Source organism: Patiriisocius sp. 208BN25-11 (assembly GCF_058147145.1).
On the sequence record NZ_JBYVJY010000145.1, the window covers coordinates 1 to 235 of the forward strand.

Annotated in this window: 1 pseudogene; it reads left to right on the forward strand. The window is 37.0% G+C overall.

What is annotated here, in order from left to right:
* Positions 1-235, forward strand: a pseudogene (locus ACY2RS_RS15915) (tRNA-guanine transglycosylase); the annotation flags it as partial.

Consider the following 235-nt stretch of genomic DNA (forward strand, 5'->3'; position numbering starts at 1 on the left):
TGCGTGACGAAATAAACCCAGATATCATTTTATGAAATACCTATCATTTATACTTACGCCCAGGAACAGGTATTCTTGAAAAAGCAGTTGGACTTCATAAGTTCATGAACTGGGATCGAAACATCTTAACAGATAGCGGTGGGTACCAGGTTTATTCACTTGCTGCAAAGAGAAAGATTAAAGAAGAAGGGGTGAAATTTAAATCACATAGTGATGGAAGTTACCATGTGTTTAC